Annotated in this window: 10 protein-coding genes; all 10 read right to left on the minus strand. The window is 43.8% G+C overall.

The window, feature by feature from the left end; translation table 11 throughout:
- Positions 1-202: 202 nt before the first annotated feature.
- The gene (locus tag ALT761_RS10460; protein ID WP_129738571.1) at positions 203-1,957 is read right to left on the minus strand and encodes an alpha-amylase family glycosyl hydrolase; all 1,755 of its coding nucleotides are present in this window, start codon (positions 1,955-1,957) and stop codon (positions 203-205) included.
- On the minus strand, positions 1,957-3,447 hold the full coding sequence (locus tag ALT761_RS10465; protein WP_129738573.1) for an MFS transporter: 1,491 nt from the start codon (positions 3,445-3,447) through the stop codon (positions 1,957-1,959). Before ALT761_RS10465 ends, ALT761_RS10460 begins: the two co-directional genes overlap by 1 nt.
- A 28-nt stretch (positions 3,448-3,475) precedes the next feature.
- Positions 3,476-5,488, minus strand: a complete 2,013-nt coding sequence (locus ALT761_RS10470; protein WP_129738576.1) for a glycoside hydrolase family 13 protein — start codon at positions 5,486-5,488, stop codon at positions 3,476-3,478.
- Between the two features lie 266 nt (positions 5,489-5,754).
- The gene (locus ALT761_RS10475; RefSeq protein WP_129740614.1) at positions 5,755-7,647 is read right to left on the minus strand and encodes an alpha-amylase family protein; all 1,893 of its coding nucleotides are present in this window, start codon (positions 7,645-7,647) and stop codon (positions 5,755-5,757) included.
- Between the two features lie 383 nt (positions 7,648-8,030).
- A complete protein-coding gene (locus ALT761_RS10480) occupies positions 8,031-8,819 on the minus strand; it encodes a PEP-CTERM/exosortase system-associated acyltransferase (protein ID WP_129738578.1) in 789 nt (262 codons plus the stop codon).
- Positions 8,820-9,027: 208 nt separating this feature from the next.
- A complete protein-coding gene (locus ALT761_RS10485) occupies positions 9,028-9,543 on the minus strand; it encodes an RNA methyltransferase (RefSeq protein ID WP_057791637.1) in 516 nt (171 codons plus the stop codon).
- A 144-nt stretch (positions 9,544-9,687) separates the two neighbouring features.
- A complete protein-coding gene (locus ALT761_RS10490) occupies positions 9,688-10,554 on the minus strand; it encodes a patatin-like phospholipase family protein (RefSeq protein ID WP_129738580.1) in 867 nt (288 codons plus the stop codon).
- 372 nt (positions 10,555-10,926) lie between these two features.
- Positions 10,927-15,297: an alpha-1,6-glucosidase domain-containing protein gene (locus tag ALT761_RS10495; protein ID WP_442858125.1), complete on the minus strand. Its 4,371-nt coding sequence runs from the start codon at positions 15,295-15,297 to the stop codon at positions 10,927-10,929.
- Positions 15,298-15,383: 86 nt separating this feature from the next.
- Positions 15,384-18,500, minus strand: coding sequence for a TonB-dependent receptor (locus ALT761_RS10500; protein WP_129738582.1), 3,117 nt, complete (start codon positions 18,498-18,500; stop codon positions 15,384-15,386).
- Positions 18,501-18,843: 343 nt separating this feature from the next.
- Complete coding sequence (locus ALT761_RS10505; RefSeq protein WP_129738584.1) at positions 18,844-20,430, minus strand: tryptophan halogenase family protein; 1,587 nt, start codon at positions 20,428-20,430, stop codon at positions 18,844-18,846.
- Between the last annotated feature and the right edge of the window lies 1 nt (position 20,431).

Consider the following 20,431-nt stretch of genomic DNA (forward strand, 5'->3'; position numbering starts at 1 on the left):
CCTAAGTCTTGGCTGCCTAATTTAATAAGCCTGGCTAACTCGCTAGACTAACTTTCTTACGTTAGCTACCTCAGGTTAGCTATTTTGAGCTGCTTAGTTATAGAAAATGCCCCGCTAAAACATGATTTACAAATAGTGAAAAAGCGCTTGTTGTTGTTAGTAGTTAACGAGCAACAAGCGCTTTTTTATTGCGAGGTAAAATTTACTGCGCCGACATTTGCTTAATAAGCGCCGCTTCTAGGCCATCTGAATCTAACGCCCCTTCCCTAACCCATACTTGAACGCCATTAGCGGGCACTGACGTTGTTAACGCGTCACCGTTAACCAATTCACGTGTTTCGCCAGACAACTGCTCAGTCCATGTGCCAGTTTGCATGTATTCATCGATACTAAAACTTGCAGGTGCTTCGGCTTTATTCAGCAATACCAATGCGGTTTGTTGTGCGCTATCACTTTGCAAAACACGGTAAAACGCGGCCTTATGACCACTTAATTCAAGGTTAAACTGCAAACCTCGCTGAAGCGCGGGTGTGCTCTTTCGTACGTTTGCGATTTTAGCCAATTCAGTGGCAATAGGATGAGACTTAGCGTTGTCTATGTTGTGCTGGCCAAAGTAATTACGGTTACCTTGGTGCTCAGACGTACCACGCATATAGCCAATTTCTGAGCCTTGATATACCACCGGAATACCTCGCACCGTAAACAACCAGTTGTGCGCATTAATGAAACCATTGTCGGTGGCATTAATGCGTGCCATATCATGGTTGTCATAGAAAGTCGTTAGATCATAAGGGTTGTTGTAAGGCCCATGCGTTAAATACAAGGTGTCGGCTAACGTTGCGAAGTCACTTTCAAGTGGCTTTTCAAACACCTTTACCATGGCTTCTTGCATCGGGAAGTCGAGCACACTTACCGCACCATTTTTGGGAAGTGTGTGCTGTGCAATAAAGTTCGCATCATATTGGAAGCTTTCGCCGAACATAAAGAAGTTGGGATGCTCTGCCCTAACCCGGTCTGACATTTCTCGCCAAAAATCATGGGGAACATGACGAATAGTATCAATACGAAACGCATCCGCGCCTTGTGAAATCCAGTAAAGATAACTATTGATCAAATAATCTCTTACCTTAGAGTTTTGATCATCAAGGTTAGACAGCTTTACCAAGTCTGGATAGTCATGAAAGAATTCATGCATTGGATTGTTTTTCGGATCTAAATCTTCCGGGGCCAAGTTCTGGTGATCAGCGACTAACTCGCCTTCAGCATTATAAATTTCACCATATCCAGGTTGGTCAGAGGGCATGGTAAAGCTTGGCGTACCGTGGTTGGCTACAATATCAAATACCGATTTTAAACCGAAGTTTTCACGCATTTGTGTGGTGTACTGTTTCACACTTAAATCATGGCTTATCAGGTGCTCATCAGCTTTATAAAAGTTAGTTGCCCAGTAACCGTGATAACCGGTTTTGCCACCGTCTTTAAATGCGTCACCAAAAGTAATTTGCTCATCGCCGCTAAATGACTGGTTTGGATTTTCTAGTACTGGCGTCATCCAAACGGCGGTAAAACCCATATCGCGAATATAGTCGCCATTGTTAAGCACTCCTTTCAGGTCGCCGCCCATATAGCCCACATACGCTTTTTCACCGTTAGGACCTTCCATGGGGAGCTGCCATGTTGGAAACTTACCGCCTTGGTCTTCATAGTTATTGCCTGGGTCGCCATCCACGAACCTGTCTGTCATTACAAAGTAAATCGCTTCACTGGCAAACGGTGTGGTGGTGCCTAAAATACTGACTTTGCTATCCGCTTTACCATAAGAGGCAGCTGAAGATTCTGCCTCGGCCTTTGCCGAATCAGCAGACATTGACGACGATGTATTAGCACAAGCTGTTATTATGCCTACACCCAATGCAAGTGTGATAGCAAGGGTAAGGTTTTTTAATTTATAGGTCATTATGCTAGTTCCTTATCAGCGACTTCTGCTTCTACTACGTCGTGTTCTTTTACGAAAAATACAGCGATGGCCCCTAATAACATGGACGCTCCGGCGACAACAATAATGTATTTAGCTTCGTTATCGAACACACTACTTAAAATCCAGCCTGCGGTTAAGCCAGATACTATCTGTGGTGCGGCTACCGTGAAGTTAAATATGCCCATATAAACGCCGGTTTTGTTGGCCGGTAATGCGCCGGCTAGCATGGCATAAGGCATCGCTAAAATAGCGGCCCATGCAATCCCTACCCCAATCATTGGGATAAGAAGCTTCACTGCCCCAATGGGCACGGTAACTTCAGTAATCAATAAGTTTACATTCACCATGGTAAGGTCTTGGAAGAACAGAAAACTAACGTAGCTTAAGCCACCTAAAATTAACGCCCCAGCGTAAATAGTTTTTCTACCAAACTTGTCGGCCAGTCGGGCTAAAAATACAGAAAAGACGGCGGCGAATACTGAATAAGCAGCAAACAATATACCCACCCAGTCACCGGCGGCGCCTTTAGCGGCTACAATAGCATCGGGTACTTGAGCAACTGAGGCAATGTGCGCTGGATCCCACCATATTTTGTCCACTCCCCAAATGTGCTGGGTAATTGCTGGTGTGGTGTACACCCACATAATAAACAGGGCAAACCATGAAAAAAATTGTACAACGGCAAGTTGCTTCATGGTTTTAGGCATATGAACAACCAAGGAAAAGAACGCCTTCATACGCTCGATAAATGGTGCTTTTGGCGTATTTTCTGGCTTAACGTCATTTTCAGTGCTTAGGCCTTTGTATCTATTGTACTCTACGGGCGAATATTCTTTGGTGCGAAAAACAGTCCAGATTACCGTACCAAGCAAAACTGTAGCCCCAATATAGAAAGCCCAAATAACAGAAGGTGCGACTTCTCCCATTTGCGCAGTATTTTCAAGGCCAACCACGTTAGTTAACACGAAGGGCAAAATTGAACCTATTACTGCACCGATATTGATTAGCAACGATTGTATGGAATAACCAATGTTACGTTGCGACGGCGGCACCATATCAGACACTAAAGAGCGGAAAGGCTGGAAGCACACGTTAAATGAAGCATCCATTAACGCGACCATCAGCGCCCCCATTAGCATCGGCGCAAGAAAGGCAACAAACAAAGGCGCGTTAGGTAATAAGATCATACCTAGCACTGCAGCGACGGCACCCGCAAGAATAAAGGGTCTTCTTCGTCCTAAACGATTCCATGTTCTGTCTGACGCTGAGCCAACAATAGGTTGAACAATCAACCCCATAATCGGTGCCACTAGCCAGAAAAGTGATAATGAATGAAGGTCTGCCCCTAGGTCTGAAAGGATACGGCTCACATTGGCATTTTGCAGCGCGAACCCAAATTGAACGCCTAAAAATCCAAAGCTGACATTCCAAATTTGCCAGAATGATAAACGAGGTTGATTTACTTGCATGAGACCACTCTACTTTTTTGTTGTTATATTATTTTACGATGAAAACATTCGCCGACATTGGCGCTAACGTTACGGTTTCACTGGAGGCGAATTCCTTATCGTCTTTAAGACGAGTCATATTCTTTTTACCGTTAGTGACCACGTTATATTTGTTCATATCTACCGTTGATGCTTTTTCATTTTTGTTCACGATTACCAATATCACGGGTGACTTACTGTTCACTTTTTTTACATTGGTATCTTTATCACCCTGTATACTTGGGGCATTTTTAGCATTGACCTGCCTTGCGTAGGCATACACGCCATCAACAGGTGCATAGTGCTTGAAGCTGCCCTCAAAAACCGCGGGGTAGTTTTGTCTTAGAGAGAGCAATTGTTTAATTCGTGACTGTGCCCAACGCTCATCATCCGATAGCCCTTTGCCAGTAAATGCGTTCTTAGTATCGCTTTTCCACCCGCCAGGGAAATCACTTCGAATAATACCGTGATCTTCCGTGTTAGGGTTGCTCATCAATATTTCAGTGCCGTAGAAAACTTGAGGAATACCCCGTGCAGTGAGATAAAACGTCATCGCCATATCCCAGCGATTAATGTCTTCATCAACCTGAGAATAGACGCGGCTCATATCGTGATTGTCAGCAAAAATCACTAGGTTATTTGGCTCGCCGTACAGAAAGTCTGTCGCTATCGTTTCATAAATAGACGTTAGTCCCGTGTCCCAGCCTTCTTTTGAAGTAAGCCCTTCAGCCACTGCACTTTGCAATGCAAAGTCCATTACACTAGGCAATGCACTGACATAATCATCATGCCTATGGCTTCCAGCTTGCCAATAAGCGGTAATAGCAGGGTTTACCGACCATTCCTCACCCACTATGTTTAGATTCGGGTATTCTTGCATCAGTCGCGTGGTCCAATCAGACAAAAAGTCTTTATCAGAGTATGAATAGGTATCTACGCGAATGCCGCTCAAATTTGCAAACTCTACCCACCAAATCGCATTTTGAATAAGGTATGTCGCTAGGTGCGGGTTCCTTTGATTCAAGTCTGGCATGCTGGGAACAAACCAGCCATCACTAAACGCCTTGATATCACTTTGAATCGCATGTGGGTCGTGAAGTGATTCTCGTTTATGAGTAGTGCCAACAAACACGCCTTGATTGTTAAGCCAATCTTTAGACGGCTTGTCTTGAACCCAAGGGTGACCACTGCCAATGTGGTTTAGCACCATGTCCATAATAAGCCCAACACCATGCTCAGACGCTTTTTCACTGAGCTTTTGATATTGTGAATTTGAACCGTAACGTGGGTCTATTTTATAATAATCTGTGGTCGAATACCCATGGTATGAATAGGTATCCATGGCATTTTCAAGCAACGGCATCGACCATATTTGGGTAAATCCCATATCAGCAATATAATCTAGATTGTCGATGATCCCTTGAATATCACCGCCGTGGCGCCCGCCTTTGTTGTCGCGATTTAACTTGTCTTCATATCCATCAACGCTGTCATTGCTTTCATCACCATTGGCAAACCTATCAGGCGCAATAAGGTAAATGGCATCTTTAGGGCCAAAGCCCACCCGCGATTGAGAATGTTGTCGTCGTGCATTAAGTGCATAGTCAATGTCGTGGGATGAACCATCTGGTGCGATGAGCGATATAACAACCCTTCCCGCTTCTGCACTATCTGTATTTAACGTGACGAATAAATAGTTTTCACTGTCTAATCGTTTCGAGCCCACAACGTTGACATCAGTAGCATTGATTGAAGCGGAATAGTTGGCAACACCGTCGCCATGCAACATAAGTTCAACCGTAGGCTTTTCCATACCCACCCACCAATTTGGAGGATAAACGTCGATGTCAGCTATTGCAGCATATGAGAACGTCAGCGATGCAAGTGTCGCAACGCTGTTTACAAAACGGTTGGTGACTAATGAAGCTGCTGAAACCAAAAAGCGAGGCACTAAAGGAGAAGTGAATGAGGGCGCTTTTACTATTAGCCAGATGCGAGAAATGTTAAAACGGAAATGCAACACACCCCCTCCATGTTAATAAGACGTTAAACCACTATGGCATACTACCCCCACCAGCTACTCACGCCAATCCTATGCATACGTATTCACCTTGAGGATGAGTATGAAATAGCGAGCGAAGGCTTGGATAAGCATGTTTTAAGCACATTCTGCTGTGTATTTTTCGGCCACCGAATTTCATAACGGGGCATGCATCGAAAAAGTGCCCACTCGATAACTTCTTTCAATTCCATTAGGCATTGGAATAACAATAGAAAACCATATTTGAATTAATCAGGAACCAAATCAAATACCTTACTTTCTAGGCCCGCTAAGCTAATTGTAATTTCAAGCCCATTGTCAGTAGCTGTCATGGTGGCATCATCATGAGGCAGCAGCGCCTTTACGCTGATGGGCTTCGTGCTATTGAAGCGCCCGCCTAGTGCGTTTATTTCCTTCATATCGCCAGAGGGGATCGTAAGTGTAAACTCCCCTGTTGCTTCTTTTGAAAAATTGGCTATGACTAATATCACGTTATTTTCTGCATGCCTGATAAAGGCAAACTGTTGCTCAGTATAACCACGAGGGCGCGCACGTTGCAGTTTTTCATAACTGGTACCTTCGAGCACAGCTTGGTTGAGATTAGCTTGATGCAAACTCACAAAATCACCCCGGATGGCTGTATTGTTGGATGCAATTTGCATCACATTTTCATAGAAGCGACGTAAGGATATTTCTTCAGCTGTTGACTGGCCACCATCAAATTTCCCCAGATTCATCCAGCGTTGATGAGCGGGTACGCCAGCATAATCGAATATAGTAGTACGGGTAGGACTACCAAATCCCATATCTTCACTGCCATCCTCTCCTACATCTTGACCGAAATAGAGTAAGAAAGGCGCGGTGTTTATTAACGCACTTACGGTTAACGCTGGTTTGCCCTGTTTCGCACTGCCCGCAAAATCAGCGCTTGGAATACGTTGTTCATCATGATTTTCTAGAAAATTGAGCATGTGTGAAGATATGTCTGCAACGTCTTGGTTAGTGCTGACCAATTCACTCACTTTACCTTCACCTCGAACAATTGACTTCAAGGTGTCATAAAAGCCTACTTTATCGTATAGGTAATCCATTTTTCCTAGCTGAATGTAATCTCGGTATTTATCAGGTTGATAAACTTCCGCTAGCAGAAACGCCTCAGGGTTTCTTTGCTTAATGGCACTGTTTAAAAATGACCAGAATTCGACTGGCACCATTTCAGCCATGTCAAACCGAAAACCATCAACGCCTTTATCTAGCCAGTAAAGGGCGATGTCTCTGAATTTGTACCACGAATCAGGTAACGATTTATCAGCCCAAAAAACCGCATGTTCTTCTACAGACATATTTCGATAGGCTTCTGGTAGCTTTGGAAAGTCGTAGCTACCGTCGGGTTTTACGCCATAATTAATCTTAACGGTTTCATACCAGTCATTAATATCGGGCTGTGGTGCTCGACTGCCGTTGCCCGTCCATTTAGCCGGAAATTCATCAAACTTTCCGTCAACCAAATGATGCTGATCCTTTCCAGTAACTGCGCCCCCTAAAACAGTTTCTGCAACGCCCTCGGGCAATACAAATGGTGTATTGGGTATGTAATAGAAATTATTGTTTCGAGAATACGTTTTTGACGTATCGTCGTTAGCACCAAAGTTATCATGGCGTGATGAAAACGAATGATAACGGCGCGCTACATGGTTAGGCACTATATCGATAACCACTTTCATATCGTGCTGATGAGTACGCTGGATAAGCGCTTCGAATTCTTGTAATCGGTTTGCGGGGTTATCTGCTAAATCAGGGTTAACGTTGTAATAGTCTTTAACTGCATAAGGCGAGCCAGCACGCCCTTTAATCACATCGGGATCATCGTCAGTAATTCCAATGTTGAGGTAGCTGGTAGCTAAGGCATGATGCGGAACACCGGTATACCAAATATGAGTGGTACCTAACGCTTTAATACTTTGAAGGGCCTGTGGCGTGAAGTCACTAAATTTCCCAACCCCATTTTCTTTCAGTGTCCCCCACGGTTTATTGGTGGTATTCGTATTCCCGAACAATCGAGTAAATACTTGATACACCACAGGCTTGCCAGAATTGGGGAGAATTTCTGTCACTAAGTTATTCGTGCTCTCACTTTCCATGAAATTGGCACCTGACTGTGGGTAAGCGATACAGGATAATAGTCCTAGCGATAACACTGCTACCGTTAATTTCTTAACCGCCGAGCTTACATTTACGTTTTTATAAACGCTTTGGGAAGGAGTTTGTGCCGCTTTGTCTGCTACACTTTTCACCACATGAAGGTGATTTTTCGTTTCGATATTTAACACTACAAGTATACCTTAACATTGGGTTGCCAATAGCATACTCGTTAAGGGAATGTTAAAACAATTCCATACGTATTCAATACTAAATTAATACGATGTCATTGCTTTGTTCCGTTTCCCTTGTTCTTCAATTTGTCCTTAAATCTGTAAAATCTTAGTCGTCTTTATAGAAAAAAACGCGCAATATAATATTAAAACTATGCCGCTTTACTCGCAGTAAATTCTTCTTCTGCTTTCATGGTGGCACCAAACATATTTTCAGTTAAGCTACCGGCAAGATCATTTTTAATACGCATTAAAAAGCTGCGTAGCGCTGGTGTTAATTCACTCTCGATAGATTTTGGCTTGATACGATATACTGCACGTAAACCGTTGTAGTCAATTGGGTCACCCAAACGTTCAAAATTAAACCCAAACATTTTTAATCGGCGTGCCAGTTTAGGCTCCATCAATACGTAGGCATATTCCATTTCCTGTTCAACGCAAATGCTCAGAGCGATGAAGTAGAGCGCCAAAGACAGATAAGGAATGTGTTCCAGCAAAACACTTTCCGCTTTACTCACTTTCTGTTTACCAGAAGGTTTGAATGGCGCTTTAGCTTTAAGCTGTCTAACTCTAAACGACTTAGGAATAGCTAAACGAGAAATTTCACAGATTGAAGTTCTACCAAGTTGCGCGGGCACCAATGCTTTATCTTCAATGGCGTGAATACACTTTTCTTCTAGCGGTAGGGCTTGATTGCGAATAGCAGGCATAATGATACGAATCGTTCCTGCACAATCCCCTGTAGGTAAGTGTTTGATATAACAATTGACAGAATAGTCATCATATCTGTCGACTTCTAATCCCGTAGAACGCTCTTTTTCGAAGTTCATTTCTTCACAATAAACTTCGTGTCTTGTGCTGAAACATGTTTCTCGGTCTTCATTGTTTTGTGCTACCACAAGTGAGTAACGACTAAAGAAAAAACTCGATAGTTCATCCATCTGTTTTTTCTTTCTTTTGTTTCTCAATTTCTTCAAATTAGAAGAAATATGGCTATGAATTGTTTTTAACTTATTTAGCGAAGTAGCGACACGTTTTTTCAATTTTTGGTCCTCTATAGATTTAGCAGGCCCAGTTTGAAAAGAATGACAAAAGTTTACCTTGTGCTCACACACAATTTCACTCTCGAATACAACGATTCAAACCGATTTATAGTTTTGATTGATTATTATTATCCCGGCTCTCACGTATGAGGCTATTACCTGAGATATACTCTGATTTTGCTAAACGATCGTAAAGTACGACGTTTGCGGTAGCAGCTAGATTCATACACGAGTACGTAGGTATGTAAACAACATGGTCACACCACTCAAGTACGCTTTTATCTAAGCTGCCATCTTCTGGTCCGAAAATGTACATTGCATTTTCGGGATGTTTGAATTCTGGTAAAGGTAACGCGCCTTCTACTAGCTCTATGGCTACTACACTTGCATTTTCAGGCACGACCTCTTTTAAGTCATCAACGCCGATAGTTGGGATCTTTTTATGAAAAGCCTTCGTATCAGCATTAAAGTTCTTTGCAATACGGTATCTGTATCCGGTGTAAAACACACTTGATACTCCGTAGCAGCCTGCAGCTCGTAAGATAGAGGCGACATTTACGGGGTTTTTCGGATTCACTAATCCTATACTTACGGTTTGCTTTGATAGCGAAAGGGAGCTCACACGACCTCTTTTTATTATTTTGTTATTTTATTATTTTGCTTTCGCAATAGCCTTTCAATACTGCCACTTAGCTATTGCTATGAATCGCCATTCTAGTTTATTCATTAGTTCGGTATTGCGCATTATTGTTATACTTTAGTTTAATTACGCGACGGTTTTATTACGCTGCGTAGTTTGCGCTTCTACTTTCGACTTCGATATCACTCGTCTTGCCATTCGTCTTCCCTGCCCGTAGCCACGCAGTAATTTCTTTTTATCCATGGTTAGGCGCTTAACGCAAAACGCTTCATCAGGCGCTATGACAGTAATCGTGCAGTCAGACGGCGGATTTAACAGAAAATTCAAAGTTTCATTATAAATATTTGATCTTTTTGTCATCTTATCTAGTAAGGCCGGTTGAGCGCCATACATTTTTTCCAAGAGCCACGCTGTTTTAACTGCTGGTTTTGTAAAGCCCTTAGGTTGAGAGAGCACCACAGTAATGTCACGAGCACCCATCTCATAAGCTTTTCTCACCGGTATAGCATCAGCGACGCCACCATCATTATAGCGCTTGCCATTTATTACGGGTTGTTCTCTAAACGCTGTTGGGATCGCACAGGATGCTACCATCAACGCATCAACATTTTCTTCCGTTGCTTGTATGTATTCACATTCGCCTGACTCGACACTGGTGATCCCTACATACAATGGCATTGTTGCTTTTTCACCCGGTGCTGGTATACCCAGTGACTTCTTAGAATGGTGCCATAACCAATGTACATCAGTCATATGACCACCCTTTATAAATCGCATTGGGCTAAAAAACTCACGTTTAGTGGCGTACTGCGTGATAATGGTTTTGCTAAGGCCTGGCATTCTAGCAACGTATGTTGAAAGATTGGTTGCTCCAGCCGAGACCCCAATAGCGAAATCAAAAGGATAGTAATTTTGTTCCATGAACTTATCCAATACGCCAGCTGCAAAAACGCCACGCATCGCCCCACCTTCTACCACTAAAGCTGATTTCATTGTCTCAATCTCCGTTAAAGCAATATATGAATTACTGCTTAATTAAATCCTTCTATTGGAGCTCCCCTAGCCTTTTAAAAGCTCAGGAAAACAATGTCACTCTATAATACCTATCATCAACCACACTTATTGCCAACTAACCGCTGTGCATAATCATGCACTATTATTATGTTGCAATTGTGTAAGGTGGTTATCTACTACATAGTTTGAATAAAGCAAAGTATGTTCCAATAGTGCGGAATTTTTATTCTGATGGAATTTCGAGAAATAAATTGCGGAAAAAATTGATTGGTTTAATGGAAAAAACTGTTTAAAGAAATGAAAAAAAGCCGTGAAAATCCACGGCTTTAGTTTCTGATTTATCGCTAACGGTTATTTAGGACTAACAGTAAGCGTAGGAGACTGACCATTAGGGCCAGATACTTTAAATTCGTATAGCCCCGCTTCAGTTACTTCAATAACAAGATTATTGTTGCTAAATGCCAACACTTTTGGTTGATTCGGCGTCACCAGGTTAGATATTGCATCATTTGGGTTACCTAAGTTAACGGTATTCCAATCTTCTGATGCTACTTTGAATTCTGCACTTCCTACGCTGAGCTCAATGTCTACCGTGTATTCGCCTTCACCTTGATAGGTAAATAGGTCAGTGGTTCCCCACCCGTTCATCCCACCACGAACGTACACTTCTGTGGCACCAAAATAGGCTTCTTTGTACACACCTATGGTTGGATTGTTTTCGTCATTCACATCAAAAACAAATACATAACGGTCTGCTTCTTCAATGGTCAGAAGCAGGTTATCGTTTGTTCTTGCTAAGGCCGTTGTTTGGCCAACGTTCACATTTCTATCTGCATCATCAGCACTTAATGCGCCAAAGTTAACCGTATCCCAATCTTCAGAAGCGACTTTGAATTCATAACTACCTGGTTCTATATCCATTGTCACTTTATAGATACGCCCCCCTTGATACTCAAGTTCGTCGTTAGTGCCCCAATCGTTCAGTGCACCTCGAATATACACTGGCGTTCCAACATAGGGCTCCTCGTTTACAATACTGAGCACTGGAGACTCTGCATCCGAGGCATTAATGGTAAATAGATAAGTAGCGCTTATTGCCGGCGTGAATGCTAAGTTATTGTTGGTCCTAGCCAATACTTTAGGCTCAGTTTCCACAAGCGCAGCATCATCACTTTCTGCAGCACCAAAGTTAACCGTTTCCCAATCCTCTGAAGCAAACTTGAAGCCGTAAGTGGTTGAACCTTCAAGGGTAACGGCCACTTTATATACACCATCACCTTTGTAGATGAATGGGTTATCAGTTGTCCAACCATTCATATCGCCGCGAAGGTAAGGCGTAGTCTCGCCATAAGGCACAACATCCGGCGCACCAGAAGTTGCGTAGGCCGATAACCCATAACCTTGTGCCCCTGATTGCGGCTTCACAAATACAGCAATAGTCAGTGCTGGAACGGTGAAAATACCATTCCCGTCTTCTGCTTCGTTAAACGTTGCCCCTCGAACCGCTTCATCACTTGAGTTCATTTGCCGTGCATGTAATGAAAACCCGGTTGCGGTATTGATACTAATGGATTTCGTTTCATACCCCGTATTTACTAGCACTACAATAGCGTCATTTTGCATATCAAGATCAGCGCGGGCTTCTCCGTCAGTGCCAGCGTCAGAAGCAACACCGTCATCAATGCTCATGGCTATCAAACCTTTTTGCTGGTTTGAACCAATGTTATGAAAGCCAATACGGTCAATAATGCCCTCTGCGGTAGTTAAACGAAATAACGGACTTTCCGTACGAATGGCCAGCAACTCGTTAAATACGTCCGACGCTAGCATGATGTCGGCCATAGATGCATCACGTTCTGGGCTATAAATAAACTCGCCCATTTCTTCCCAGCGAACTTCATTGTCTTCAGCTAACGGTAAACCCACGTTCCAGTTATTGGTTTCATAGGTAAAATCAACGAAGTTGAACCAATCACCTGCGTCATAGGTGTTTCTATCCATAGACTTAGATCGCAGTAAATCTCCGCCCATCTGTAAGAATGGAATACCTTGCGACACAAGCGGAATACCGATAGCTACGTTTTGTGCACGCACGCGCTCACTCAACGAAATATCCATTGGCAAAGTATAGTTCAGCTGATCCCATAAGGTTTCATTATCATGTTTAGATACATAATTAATAATATCGGCTGGGTCTAATGCGTAACCGCCTAGGTTACTGGTATTGCTAGCTACGCCTGCCGAGGTTTCAAGTACATAGTCTTGCAGTGTGCCTATCATGCTCATTTTCACTTTATCTTGGTCGCTTAACAGCGCGTCAGAATCAGGTGAAAAGATATTACCTTGGCGAATAGCTTCACGAATTCTATCGTTATACGTGCCTATTTGCGTACCGGCCATATTCAGTTGGTTAGCTTGTTCGTAACCTCTGTCGATGCGTGTCCAGCCCTCACCGTAGAAGTAATTATCTTCATCTAATGCTTGTACGCTGTTGCGCAATTGCAACATCGTCTCTTTAGAAGCTTGGCTCATGATGTCAAAACGAAAAGCATCGTATTTGTAATGCTCGGTCCACATAAGTAGTGAATCCAGCATTAATTTTTCCATCATTACGTTACGCGGTTCCGTATCATCACAGCAGGTTTCGCGAACAATATCGCCGGTGTCGATTTCATAGCGATGGAAATAGCCAGGTACAACTTTGTCCAGTACAGATTTCGCAAACACGCCAGAAGCATTGGTATGGTTGTATACCACATCTAACGCAACACGAAGCCCCATTTCATGCAGAGCTTGAATCATTGCCCGCATTTCGACAATACGTGCTACACCTTCTGCATTTGATGCATAGCTTCCTTCTGGTGCGTTGAAATGATGTGGATCGTAACCCCAGTTGAAACCATCAATAGCACGCATATCACTTGTGAGCTGCTGTGCTTTCGCTGCTTCAGCGAGAGGGTCGTAACTGTTATAAACATCAATAAGTAATGTGCCGCTGTTCTCTTCTTCACAAACCGCGGCTTCCGCGTTAAGGCGACATAAGTCTGCAACCGTGTCGAATAAACCAACAGTCTTTGTTGGGTCTTCATCAATGGTGGCAATATCGTTCGCGGGCAGCACATGGAAGTAGGTTAAGCCTGCCTCAACCAATTTTTGTAGATGTAAAACAGGCGCCGTGTTTTGCTCGGTAAAGGCTAAGTACTTACCACGATTTGCTTCGCTTGTAGACATGTCGCGAATACTGAAATCACGAACATGGCCCTCATAAATAACCGCATCTTCAGGGTTTTCTAACGTAGGAATGCTCTGAGTATCCCACCCGTCTGGTTTTAAATCATCATCTGATAAGTTTACAAATCGAGAGAAGCGGCCATTGGTGCTAAGGCTTACCGAATAAGGGTCAGTAACTTCAAGTACCTCTACCGCCCCCGTTTGCGGATGAAAAACCGTGACTTCATAGCGATAAAGTTGTCTATCTAACGACATATCGCCTTCAAATTGCCAGATACCTGTATTAGTGTCGCGCGTCATCGTATAGCGACTCGCCAGGGTTTTATTGTCGTTGTATGTTAGCAACTCTACATTTTGCGCTGTGGGGGCCCATACCGATACAGCAATACCCGTGTCAGAATACACGGCACCTAAACTTGCTTCGTTTGCATCTTCATCACCCGCGGTGAAGATAGCATCAATAACCTTTGCGTTTTGTAAGCCTGTTGCTGCTATTAGCACCCCGTCACTGTCATACCCACCCACTACCGCTTGAGTGGTTAAAACAGTCTTAGCATCCTCTAGGCTCCAGTCGCCTTCCCAAGCCTGAAGTGCCGCCAGGCTTTCTGCTTTGGCTGTTTGGTTTTCATCTAACGTGGCAGGCATTAACGCTATTGAGGTGCCGTTAATTCCATCTTCCAGTGAACTCTCTAAGTCAGCATTCGCCGAATAGTGAAGCTTCACGGTCGATACGGTATCAGCCACATCCCACAATATCGTGTTAGCATCTAGCCAATGTGCACCAAAACCTTCTATATCTACAGGCTGTGGCCCGAGAGACATAATGGGGTATTCAAATAACGTGGGCTCCCCTGACAACGTAAAGTTCATACGCACGTACGTTTCGTCATCTTGAACTAGCGAAGCTTGAAAGTCTGAACCGCCAAGCTCTTTACCGGCATCGTCAGTGCCTAAGTGAATGATAAAATTGTGGCAGTTATCAAAATTGTCTTTTAAATCTAATATCCAATACGCACCATAATTAGGATCGATACCCGTATGTTGACGTCCATTGGCCCAGTCAGTATCTGCATCGGCATAAGCGTCACATTCATCATTGTTCCATGTATGCAAACGCCAGCCTTCGTACGCGGGGTCGTTTGTGGAATTATCAGCATCAACTGCCGCGCGGTTGTAGTATAAAACTGCTTGATTATCGGCAGGGAAAAATACCGGTAGTGGCAAACTCGGATCGGCGCCAACTACACACGCATCATTAGTTTCATTAGGCACCGTGGGTGCATCACATTGAATAGGCGGTGGCGCGATGCACGCTGTGCCGCCTGCATTAGGTACGTTTGGTACATTACAAGTGAGTAAATTGTTCGAGCCAGACTCAACACCTGAGCCCCCACAACCTACTATAAAGAGCGCTGTTAGGATAAGCGCCGCAATGCGCCAGGCCTTCAGCATTGGCGTTGACATTGGCGCTGTTAAGGGTTTTGTTAACATGGATAACTCCAAATTTTTCTTTTTCATAAACGCAGTATTGGCAGCGATAGCCTTTGGTTTCAGTTTCTGGCAGATAGGTAAAATGCTCATAATTGATATGTCATCCCCAAGTAATACTGCGTTCCGAAAAACTGAATGGTGCCGGTTTGTTCAGAAGAGGTGAAATAGCTTTTGGTAGGTTCGTCAGTAACGTTGTTAACTTGAAACAATACGCTCCAATTGTCGTTAATTTCATAGGATGCTTGGTAATCGACAACCAGTTCAGAATCAAAATTCACGGTTTGATCGTTTACAGCCACTTGCTCAGACACAAAGAAATCGCGATAACGCCCAGATAAGCGGGTTTCAAACCCTTCGTATTCCCAAAATAGCGTCACTGTGGCGACATTTTCAGATAACCCAGGCAAGCTATCCGAATACACCGAACTACTTAGCGTACGTTGAATTTCACTTTCCGTGTATGAGTAACTCGCCGTTACCCCTAAACCAGACCAGAAGCTTGGCAGCATGCTGTAAATTTCAGTGTAGGCAAATTCAACACCGCGAATATAGCCACCTTCAGCATTATTCACGGCCGTGCTATAGCTGCCGTTTTCTGTAGGCACGGTAACAAAGATAGGGTTACCATCAGCATCCCGAGACAACTCAGCCTCTTGCCCTACAAATTCAGGTTCAAGATACACAGGAACCTGAACCGACGCTGGAACCACAATGCCGTTGCCACTAAAGTCATAAGGTTCTATGTTAATTTCTTCGATAAAAGATTCTATGTCTTTGTAGAATGCCGCCAGTATTAACGCCCCTTCGGTATCCTCAAAATAGTATTCCCATGAAATATCGTATTGAGTGGCGTAAAAAGGTTCTAGGTAAGGGCTATTTGTTGCGTTACCGTTTACCTTGGCGGTAGGTTGCGACAAGGTCACTTCCCCGGAGTCTCTATCCTGTACAGCGGTTACCGTTTCAACGGTGGTAGAAGCATTTGCCGCAAATCTATTAATAGGCGCACGGCCCATCACTTTTGCTGCGGCTACTCTTAGTTGCGTATTATCTGTCAGCGCAAAATTTAGGTTGATAGACGGCAACACATCGTCGTATTCGTGAGTAAGCGTTGTGAAGCGATAAAAGTTGTTAATGAGGCCAGCATCGTCGGTAATGTTTTGCGCGCCAGCGGTGGGATCACTGACTTCAATTGTGACACCGGTTTCTGGATCGGTAATTAATGAAGTGGCACGCTGGTAAGTGGTAGAGCTTTGTTTTGTTTTTACGTAACGAACCCCCACATTGCCGGTTACAGGCATACCCCCAATCTCAGTATTGAGTCCTGCCATTAAATATGCAGAGTTTACGGTTTCAAATACCTGCCCACTTTCCTGCATAGTCCAAGAAGTAGATGGCCCTGTACCTGGGCCATTAATCACACCTGCTGCTCCAGCCCCCCAAGTTTGTACTGGTTGAGGATAGCCGCTCGGAAACCATGCATTAAGCGCACTGTTTAAATCTACCGACAAATAGCTTGGGAAATAGCTAAAATCGCCAGCCCAATCAACTTGCTCTACCATGTCATCCGTTAAACGCAGCGGTGGCTCACTGGCAGAGAATGCACTGTCGTTTCCGTATTCAAATACCGAACGATCGTTACTGTACTCTCTATCGGAATAGCGATAGCCAAACTCCAACCCAGTTACAATAGGCATATCCACAAAGTATTGGAAATCGACTTTATAAGCATCGAGTTCGTCTTTGTTAACAAACGGGTAAATGCCGTATTTACTGACCATCACCCTATCGATATCGGAAAAAGTATCCGCTTGATTGAAGGCTAAATCAGGAAGGTTGTTGCCATTTAACAAATACGAGATTTGAACGTTCTCATCAAACACTGGACTGACAGCGTTGGCATCTTCGCTAACTAATGACCACAACAAGCCATTACGGAAATCACTTTTCGCGGTGGAGCGTGACACATCAAACTGTACCGATAAGTCAGCACTAATTTCCCAATCTGCGTTAATACCAAAGTTTTCGACGCTATCGAAATCTTGGTTGTCGTCGTTAACTAGCTCAACTCGAGTAAAGCTACTGTCTGTTCGTGAGAAAGTACCACCAATCACACTATTGTTCACAACAACAGGGTTCGTGATGCCAGCTGTTATCCCCCCTAGTTTGACTCGATACCCACGGGCAAATTCTTCTGAATCGAACTTAGAGATAAACGCATCAGCTTTTAAGGTGAAATTATCAACCGGTGCCCACTCTATGGCTGCAACGTAACCATCGCGAGTTTGCTCGCCCCCTTTATGTTGAATCTCAAAGCCTTCAGAAATAAGCTCACATTCTGGGCAGTCGGTGCCAGCTCTGTCGTTGTCACCTTCAATCCCATCTACATCAACAGCCCCGTTATACGCTAACCCCACAAACTGAGTAGAAACACTGGGTTGGAATAAGCGTGCATAACCTAGGGATAAACCAACGGTGTCGTCCATGAACTTTCCTTGATAGGAAAAGCTCAATCGATGACCAAATTCACTCGCATCCGATATCTCACTGGCTCGGTCGTTATACATGCCACGCATATTTGCACTGAACTTATGCTGCTCCTCCATGGCTAAAGGGCTTGCTGTCTTCAGTTCTACCGTTCCAGCGATCCCCCCTTCAATCAGTGATGCTTTAGGCGATTTATACACACTCGCTTCGGTGATTAACTCTGAGGGGTACTGGTCGAACTCAATGGCTCTGCTTCCACTGGTAGACACTTGCTCACGTCCATTTAATGTAGAGAACACAAAGTCACCCGCTAAACCACGAATGTTGATCTCCGCCGCTTGGCCTCCGGTACGAACCGCAGATATACCCGGCAGTCGGGTAAGCGCATCTGCCATAGATACATCAGGCAAACCGCCCAAATCATCAGCAGAAATTTGTTCTGACACCGTGTCAGAAAAGCGCTTTTGGTTGAGTGATTGTATTAGGCTAGTACTAAACCCCCTCACCTCTATGCGTTCGAGTGTTTCCTCGGATATATCGTCGACCGGTATATCTTCACCTGATAATTGGCTACTCGATTGATTGTTACTATTTATTGCAGATTCGCTGACTTCATCAATGGTGTCTTCTTGCGTTTGTTGAGCGTATGTTGGCAAAGTAAATGCCAACCCGCTGCTGACCAACGCCACCATGATGGGCTTAAGTTTGAATGTTCTCATTTGTGCCCCGTTCCTTGTTTTTTTATCAACGGTTCGGGAATACAACACCCAAACTCGTCACTTATGGTTCTGCCATAAATAGTATCGGGTTGTATAAAAAGAGAGCAACACTATGCATACGTATTCATTTACATTAAATTTACAATGCATTAAATATTAGCAAGGGCTAACTTAAACGGGATAAGTAAGATATTGAAATTAAATAGAGAAAAGCTCCCTCAAGGGTAACTTAAGGGAGGACTTGAGTACTTGACGGCTTAAGAATGTTAAGTGACGAGGCGCGATTTATGGTGATTTACAGCAAGACACAGTAACTTGCATCACCGCACACAGGCCAATTAGATTAAAAGCTTACAGACGTTTTATTTGCACTATCGATCATTGATTGAATGTATGCGTCATGAGTGGGTAGCGATGCTATTGGTTCACGCTTAATGTTATACAACGACGATAGCATGGCTTGCGTTTTCTCATCTGAAAAGCTATTCGCTAGCCCATGATAATCATCTGGTACTAGCCCTTGTCCATACATAACTTGCAGCCAAGAGCTTTCTAAGAACAGGTCATTTTGCTCACGCACCAAATTGCCATTTTGTTTGAACAGCGCCATTTTGTGAGTCAACGAATCTGGCAAAGTTAAATGACGCATATCTCGCCAAAAATCACTGTCTTCACGTTCATTTAAACAATAATGTAAAACTAGAAAATCTCGTATTTGTTCAAATTCTACTTTTGATTGTGCGTTGTATTCTTCAACCGCACTATCTGAGATACCTTGATGCGGGAAAAGCTTAATTAGCCTCACGATAGCTGATTGAATAAGGTGAATACTGGTAGACTCTAAAGGCTCTAAGAATCCAGAAGAAAGCCCTACCGCGACCACATTTTTACACCATTGTTGTCTACGACGGCCAGTAGTAAATTTAATGAGTTTAGGATCGCCCAGTGGTTTGGTGTCAAGGTTAGCCATCAAGGTGTCGTGAGCTTGGCTATCACTAATATAACGTGAACTATAAACGTGACCATTACCATTACGATGTTGTAAAGGAATTCGCCATTGCCAGCCAGCACTGTGCGCGATAGAACGGGTGAAGGGTGCGGTATTTTCATGGCGTTCAGAAGGTACAGCAATGGCGGAGTCACAAGGCAATAAATGAGACCAGTCATCATAGCCTGCCCCCAATGTTTCATTAATTAACAGCCCTCGAAAACCTGTACAGTCAATAAACAAGTCCCCTTCAATGGCATGGCCATTTTCGAGATGTAATGCTTTTACATTCCCACTGTGTTTGTGTCTTGATACGTAGCTGATTTTACCTTCAACACGTTTAACGCGCAGCCCCTCGCTGAGTTTACGTAGGTATTTGGCATACAATGAAGCGTCAAAATGATAAGCAAAAGGGAGCTCTAAAACCGGGTCTTTTGCGTTAATACGTGCAAATTTACCTGCCTCGGCTGCTAAGTAGTTAAGGTCATACTCCCATAAATCGTGTTTCAAACCCTGCTGGCGTGCTTTTAGCCAAAAGTGATGAAAGTGACAAAAGGCCATGCTTTTGCCTGGTGCACCAAACGTATGGTAGTACTGTTGTCCTTGTTGCTTCCAGTTTTCAAAGCGAATTGCCAGCTTAATGGTGGCCTTGGTATCGCGAAGAAAGGTAGCCTCGTCAATCCCCAGCACTTGGTTGACTAGTCTAATGGGCGGAATGGTAGCCTCGCCTACGCCTACTGTGCCAATAGCCTCAGATTCAACCAAGGTAATATTCACAGCGTCGCCAATGACTTTTTTGAGCAACGCCGCGGTTAGCCACCCTGCTGTGCCGCCGCCTGCAACAACAACACGTTTTACCGGCGCTTGCTTAGCTTCATGGTGAACTGTTGTCTGTTGATCTGTTGCTTGTTGACTCGCTGGTGTTTTATTCGCTACTGCCATA

The sequence above is a fragment of the Alteromonas sp. 76-1 genome (genome assembly GCF_900654235.1).
GTDB classification, from domain to species: Bacteria; Pseudomonadota; Gammaproteobacteria; order Enterobacterales; family Alteromonadaceae; genus Alteromonas; species Alteromonas naphthalenivorans.

What these genes read in the sequence shown, in the direction of transcription:
- ALT761_RS10460 (WP_129738571.1), bottom strand. Translation starts at nt 1,957, where the DNA reads ATGACCTATAAATTAAAAAACCTTACCCTTGCTATCACACTTGCATTG.
- ALT761_RS10465 (WP_129738573.1), bottom strand. Translation starts at nt 3,447, where the DNA reads ATGCAAGTAAATCAACCTCGTTTATCATTCTGGCAAATTTGGAATGTC.
- ALT761_RS10475 (WP_129740614.1), bottom strand. Translation starts at nt 7,647, where the DNA reads ATGGAAAGTGAGAGCACGAATAACTTAGTGACAGAAATTCTCCCCAAT.
- ALT761_RS10480 (WP_129738578.1), bottom strand. Translation starts at nt 8,819, where the DNA reads ATGGATGAACTATCGAGTTTTTTCTTTAGTCGTTACTCACTTGTGGTA.
- ALT761_RS10490 (WP_129738580.1), bottom strand. Translation starts at nt 10,554, where the DNA reads ATGAAATCAGCTTTAGTGGTAGAAGGTGGGGCGATGCGTGGCGTTTTT.
- ALT761_RS10495 (WP_442858125.1), bottom strand. Translation starts at nt 15,297, where the DNA reads ATGTTAACAAAACCCTTAACAGCGCCAATGTCAACGCCAATGCTGAAG.
- ALT761_RS10500 (WP_129738582.1), bottom strand. Translation starts at nt 18,500, where the DNA reads ATGAGAACATTCAAACTTAAGCCCATCATGGTGGCGTTGGTCAGCAGC.
- ALT761_RS10505 (WP_129738584.1), bottom strand. Translation starts at nt 20,430, where the DNA reads ATGGCAGTAGCGAATAAAACACCAGCGAGTCAACAAGCAACAGATCAA.